We start from the raw sequence: 6,444 nt of genomic DNA, 5'->3' as shown, positions 1-6,444 counted from the left end.
AGAGGGACTCGAACCCTCACATCCGTGGGACACTAACACCTGAAGCTAGCGCGTCTACCAATTCCGCCACCTTCGCATCACTGCGGAGGGGGATTCTATAGAGTTTTGGGGGAGCGTCAACAGCCAAAGGGGACTTTTTTCGCTGTTGACGCTCAAAGTGAAGCCAAGGGTACAAAACTTCAGCAATTAGCTGACGTCTGGCATTCAGTAACGGCCCAATGCGCTCTGATACATCCGTTCATACTGGGTGACCGAGTCAGGCCAGTTGAAGCGGGTGCTCATGGCATTGCGCTGTACCTTGGCAAAACGCTCTTTGTCCTGCAGGAAATAGAGCAGGCTGCGGCGCATGGTATCGAGCAGGATGGCGGCAGTCGGATCGTTGAAGCAGAAGCCGGTGGCATGCTCGGGATCCGCATCCCAATCCACCACGGTATCTTTCAGACCACCCACGGCCCGCACCAGTGGCAGGGTGCCATAGGCGAGACTGTACATCTGGTTGAGGCCGCAAGGCTCGAACAGCGAGGGCATCAGGAAGAAGTCGGCACCGGCTTCGACCAGATGAGCCAGTCGATCGTCATAGGTGTTGATGAAGGCGAGCTTGCCCGGATAATCCCGGGCCATGGTTTGCAGTTGCGTGGCGAGCGCAGGATCGCCAGAGCCGACGATCACCACTTGTACCTGATGGTGGAGGAATTTCTCCAGCGCAGGGAGCAGCAGGGGAACGCCCTTCTGCTCGGTCAGGCGGCAAACCATGCCGTAGATGGGCAAGTCCGCCACGGCCAGCCCCGCCTCCTGTTGCAGGCTCTCTTTGCAGATCTGTTTGCCAGCCATGTTGTCGATGCTGTAGGTCGCAGGCAGGAATTCGTCGAACTCCGGATCCCAGTCCTTGTAATCGCAGCCGTTGAGGATGCCACAGAGATCCGCGGCCCGTTGCTGGAAGATATGCGCCATGCCGTGGGCGCCGAGGTGAGTCAGCAGCTCCTGGGCATAGTTGGGGCTGACCGCATTGATCTTGTCGGCGTAGAGCACCCCGCATTTGAGCAGATTGACGTGGCCGTAGTCGTAGTTGATGCGGCGTTCGTAGTCGGCGATCTCGGGCATGGCCCAGAACTGCTCGCGGCCAAACACCCCCTGAAACGCCGCATTGTGAATGCTGATCACGCTGCGGGTCTGCTGGAAGAAGGGGTTGTGGGCGTGGCGGGTTTTTAGCAGCAGTGGCAGCAGGCCGGTGTGCCAGTCATTGCAGTGGGCGATATCCGGGGCAAAGCCAAGCTGCTCGCAGGCATGGAGGGCCGCGGCAGAGAAGAAGGCAAAGCGCTCGCCATTATCCGGATAGGCCTGATTGTTCTCGGCGTAGAGCTGGGGACGATCGAAATATTGCGGGCAATCGAGCAGATAGACGCAGACGCCATCCAGCTCCATCTGGTAGATGCGATAACCGATATCCGGCAGTCCCGGATGGGTTGGCAACCAGCGAGAAGCGACCAGTCTGGCCTCATCCCGTCGCTTTATCGTCTTGTAGAAGGGGAGCATGATCCTGACATCATGCCCCTTCTGGGCCAGGTACATCGGCAGGGCTCTGGCGACATCGGCCAGGCCCCCGGTCTTGACCAGCCCCTCAACCTCCGAGGCAACAAACAGGATTTTCAGTGGGTTAATAGCCAACTCTTGCTCCCTTAGGTACCACCACGATACCGCCTTCGGATACGGTAAATCGCTCTCTATCGTGGTCGAGATTTTCACCGATAACGGTGCCGGGCGCAATTTCAACGTTTTTATCTATGATCGCGCGCCGGATGGAGCACCCCTCACCAATCTTGATATCCCCCAGTAACACCGACTCACTGATGTGGCTGCAGGGGCCAATATTGCAGCGGAAACCGAGGATGGAGCGCTGGATCTGGCTGCCCTGAATGAAACAACCGGCGGAGATCAGGGAGTTGGCTATCTTCACCTTGCACTCGTCGCTGTCGATGAAGGTAGCTGGTGGCAGCGCCGGATAGTGGGTGTGCAGTGGCCACTTGCGGTTATAGAGGGAGAAGGGGGGATTGTCGGCCACCAGGTCCATGTGCGCTTGCCAATAAGAGTCTAGAGTGCCCACATCCCGCCAGTAGACGTGCGGTTTCTCGCCGGGGATGACGTTGGTGCTGTAGTCATAGACATAGACGGGGGCGCGCGGGTAGAGGCTCGGGATCACATCCTTGCCAAAGTCGTGGCTGGAGTTCTCCTCGGCGGCATCCCGCTTCAACTCACGGCAGAGGGCATCGGTCTCGAAGATGTAGTTGCCCATGGAGACCAGCGCCTGGGTCGGATCGCCGGGAATGTGCTTGGGCTGCTTCGGTTTCTCCTGAAAGCCGATCATCCGTCCTTCGGTATCTACCTCGATCACCCCGAAGGCGCTCGCCTCTTCGATGGGCATGCGCAGGGCCGCGACTGTCATGGCAGCATTTTTTTGTTTGTGGAAAGTGACCATCTGGCTCACATCCATCTTGTAGATGTGGTCGGAGCCGAAGATGCAGACGTGATCCGGTTCGGCCCGCTCGATAAAGCCGAGGTTCTGGTAGATGGCATCGGCGGTGCCGTCATACCAGCGTTTGCCCATCCGCATCTGGGCCGGGATGGGATCGATAAAGCGGTCGGTGATACCGACGATATTCCACCCCTTCTTCATGTGCAGATAGAGGGACTGGGATTTGAATTGGGTTAGTACATAGATGCGTAGAAAGTCTGCGTTGACGAAGTTGTTGAGGACAAAATCGATCAGCCGGTAGCTGCCACCGAAGGGGACGGAAGGCTTGCTGCGGGTGGTGGTCAGAGGCTGCAGGCGAGTACCTTCGCCACCAGCCAGGATCATGGTCAAAATGCCAGCCATCGTATTTCTCTCCCTGAATGAACAACATGAAAAGGTTTTCAAGGCTCGGTATAAAAACACCCCTAAAGGGGTGGTTTTTATCGTGCTCTTAGTACCTTACCAGATCCCGTATGGGGCTCTCTAGCGGTTTTCTTGTACTGCTTACACTTAATTACACTTTGCTCAGATAGACCTTGAATTTGGCATCACTGCTGATCACTTCAGTCCGTTTGAAGTGTGTCTCCAGTATAGGCTGGTAGCGCAAGAAGGCGTTGGCAACAATGGTCAGCGAACCATTTGGCAGCAAAAATTCCGGCGCCTTGGCCAGGAACTGCTCGGTCGCCGCATAGAAGGTTTTGAGACCCGCATGGAATGGCGGGTTGGAGACGATGTGCTGGAAACGGGTGGAGACATCCGAATAGACATCGGAAGCGGTGACCTTGCCCTGCAGACCGTTGATCGCCAGGGTGCGGCGGCTCGATTCGAGCGCCAGCGCGCTGATATCCACCATGTTGACCCGCAGATCCGGATTGCGCTTGGCCAGCACAGACCCAATTACCCCGGCGCCGCAGCCAAAATCGAGCAGCTCGCCATTCATCGGTGGCACTGCAGCCAGCAGCATCTGGGTGCCGAGATCCAGCTCGGCGGCGCTGAAGACGCCGGGCAGCGCCAGCACGGTCAGCTCGGTATCACCGGCCTTGCACTGATAGCGGCCAAACCAGCTATCCAGATTGAAAGGTTCAACCGGTTGGCTCAGCTCACCGTGATAGAGCGAGCAGCGGCGCGCCGAATCGCGCTTGATCGGCTTCTCGCCATAGGGGGCCAGCAGCTTGTCGGCGCCATTGATGCCGCCGCGGTTTTCACCGGCCAGGAACAGATCTGCACCCGCTTCCAGCAAGGGGGTCATCATGGCCAGCAGATATTGTGCCTCGGCCTTGGCCTTGGGCATCAGCAGCAACAGGGCATCGAAGCGGGGGGCACCACCTAGCTGGTGGTCAAACAGGATCGCCTCGCCGAGGGCGGCCTGCTGGCTGCGGTAGTAGCAGTAATCGGTGGTAAAGACGGTCAGGGTCCGGGCCAGGCTCGCCAGCTGGCGGGGGTAGTCATCCTCCAGGGCGCCACAGACAAGTAGCCGCTTGCCGACAAAGAGGGCTTGGTTTCGTTCCAGCATCTGGCTGACGGCACTGATAGGGCTGCTCATCGGGTCTCTCCACGCAATTTTGGGCGGCCATTATACATAGCCCCTTTCGCCTTGACATTTATGCCGTGTTCCCGAAATATGCCCAGACACCATTTTTTGACCAGAGATGACGAAATGCGGTTCAACGGGTCGAAACGAAAGCACAAAAAAAGCCTGAAATTCGGGCCTGCCGACGTTCGCGCGTAACCTCTCATCCCTGAGAAGCTTCAAACCCCGGTTGCGCACATCGTACCGGGGTTTTTTATTGCCATATGCGCGTCATTTAGGAGAAGGAGATCCCATGTTTCAAGGTTCAATCGTTGCGTTGATCACCCCGTTTCGACAGGGAAAGCTGGATGAAGAGGCGCTGCTGCGTCTGGTGGAGTGGCATATCGAGCAGGGCACTCACGGCATTGTGCCGGTGGGCACCACGGGGGAAAGTCCGACCCTGACCCACGACGAGCACTGCCGGGTGGTGGAGCTGGTGGTCAAACAGGTCGCTGGCCGTATTCCGGTGATTGCCGGAGCGGGCTCCAACAATCCGGTCGAGGCGATCGAATATACCCAGTATGCCGAGCGGGTCGGTGCAGATGCCACCCTGCATGTGGCCGGTTACTACAACCGCCCCAATCAGGAGGGGCTCTACCACCACTTCAAGGCAGTGCACGACGCAACCAGCAAACCCATCATCGTCTACAACATTCCGCCGCGCGCCATCGTTGACGTGCAACCCGCGACCCTGGCCCGTCTGGCCGAGCTGCCGCGCATTGCTGGGGTGAAAGATGCCACCGGCGATCTGGCGCGCCCCTGGACCGAGCGCCAGCTGATCAAAAAGCCCTTCGCCTGGCTCTCCGGTGAAGATGCCACTGCGGTTGCTTACAACATCGGCGGCGGTCAGGGCTGTATCTCTGTGACCGCTAACGTGGCGCCCAAGCTGGTAGCCGAGGTGCAGAACCTCACGCTGGCTGGCAAGTGGCAAGAAGCGCGTGAACTGCAAGACCAGCTGATTCCGCTCCATCAGGCGATGTTTGCCGAGCCGAGCCCGGCCGGTGCCAAGTATGCCGCCTCTCTGCTCGGTTTCTGCAGCGAGGAGTGCCGTCTGCCGGTGATGCCACTGTCGGAAGCGACCCGCGAGCGCATTCGCAGCGCCATGCAGCAGCTCAACCTGCTGTAATGCAAAACGGGTGAGCCAAGGCTCACCCGTTTTGTTTTTGGCTTTTGTTTCCGGTCTTTATTTCCGACCTTTAGTACCGGTATGGCCACGCTCAGGCTGCGTGATGCAGCCATGTGGCGATGGCCAGCTGCAACTCGACATACGCCGGATAGAGGAAGAGATCGGCCAGTTCGGCAGGCCACTCGTTTTGCTCGTCCGATTGGGCTTGCAGATGGGCGTGCAGGCTGGTCAGAGCTGGCAGCCAAGGTGCGGGTTGTGGCAGCGCGGCCGCAGTGCGGGCGACCAGATCGATCCCCTGGCACAGGGCCGCGAGTGCCTGCTGTTGAATGCCTTTATCCTGAGGATGCTCCAGCCAGAGCTGCTCGTGGTGCTGCCAGTGACGCAGCCCCTCGCTTACCCCCGTTATGCCATCCATACCTTCATGCTCGACCAGCGCCTGCAGGGCCAGCGGTTTGCCAAGACCAGCCAGTCGATAGCCGCGCTGGGCCTTGGATTGGGCGCCAAGGCGCAGCCCGCCGATCCTGGCGAGGCGTTGGGCCAGCGCAAACAGCGCCGCGGTAGCGCCTGATTTGAGCTCCAGTTCCAGTTCGTTGATGGTGGTGCTGCCTTGGCTGCCGACTATCTCGCCCTGATCCCAGGCCAGCTCAATCTTGGCCCCCTCGAAGACGATCAGCCAGTGGCGGCGCAGGAAGTCGGTGCGAAACTGGGCGACCAGCTGTTGCTGAATGTGGTCACGCTCGGTCAGGGTCGGCCAAATTTCATCGGGAAAGGCCGAGAGGGTCGGCAGATCGCCGCTCACGGGGGTGTTGTACTCGGGTCTGGCGTGCAGGCCGCCCACCACCTGGCCACGGCATTTGATGGTCTGCTCGGCGAAGGCGTTGCAGCGGCGAATGCGCAGTCCCATCTCCAACTGGCGCAGAGCTAGGGTCGGCGTATCGAAATAGACGTTGCCGAGCTGCTGTTGTGGCGATTCTTTAATCCCAAGAGAATTCAGCAGGTTGGATAACTTGGCTTGAATGTCGCGGGCGACAAAAAACTTTATCTCGATCTCAGTTTGCATAGTCATTCCGGGCTGGCAGGCAACTTTGGGGGGCAGGATTCGGGTCGCGGGGATATAATGCCCGCGAGACGACTAGATTAATTCGCGGTTTAATTGAGGGCGCAGTTCGGTTACCATGCGCGCCTCATAAAATCGTATCGAGTGTTTTTTCACCGACACAGGTTTGGCCATGCCAGTAA

Annotated in this window: 5 protein-coding genes; 1 reads left to right on the top strand and 4 read right to left on the bottom strand. The window is 58.7% G+C overall.

What is annotated here, in order from left to right:
• Positions 1-204 precede the first annotated feature (204 nt).
• The 3 genes from glgA to rsmC form a co-directional block, all read right to left on the bottom strand.
• Positions 205-1,665, bottom strand: coding sequence for a glycogen synthase GlgA (gene glgA, locus G5358_RS19645; protein WP_005343039.1), 1,461 nt, complete (start codon positions 1,663-1,665; stop codon positions 205-207).
• Complete coding sequence (gene glgC / locus G5358_RS19640; RefSeq protein WP_216952148.1) at positions 1,655-2,872, bottom strand: glucose-1-phosphate adenylyltransferase; 1,218 nt, start codon at positions 2,870-2,872, stop codon at positions 1,655-1,657. The genes glgA and glgC overlap by 11 nt, the downstream gene beginning before the upstream one ends.
• A 151-nt stretch (positions 2,873-3,023) precedes the next feature.
• Positions 3,024-4,052 (bottom strand): 16S rRNA (guanine(1207)-N(2))-methyltransferase RsmC, encoded by a 1,029-nt coding sequence (gene rsmC, locus G5358_RS19635; RefSeq protein ID WP_216952147.1) that lies wholly within the window; start codon positions 4,050-4,052, stop codon positions 3,024-3,026.
• Positions 4,053-4,332: 280 nt separating this feature from the next.
• Between rsmC and dapA the strand changes: the two genes are divergently transcribed.
• Entirely contained in the window at positions 4,333-5,205 is an 873-nt protein-coding gene (dapA, locus tag G5358_RS19630) for a 4-hydroxy-tetrahydrodipicolinate synthase (RefSeq protein ID WP_421324751.1), read from the top strand.
• Between the two features lie 91 nt (positions 5,206-5,296).
• Here dapA and G5358_RS19625 read toward each other — a convergent pair whose 3' ends face one another.
• Complete coding sequence (locus G5358_RS19625; protein WP_421324750.1) at positions 5,297-6,265, bottom strand: inorganic triphosphatase; 969 nt, start codon at positions 6,263-6,265, stop codon at positions 5,297-5,299.
• Positions 6,266-6,444 lie beyond the last annotated feature (179 nt).

Source organism: Aeromonas sp. 604176 (assembly GCF_049170755.1).
GTDB classification, from domain to species: Bacteria; Pseudomonadota; Gammaproteobacteria; order Enterobacterales; family Aeromonadaceae; genus Aeromonas; species Aeromonas veronii_A.
This window is presented reverse-complemented; position numbering and strand designations above follow the sequence as displayed.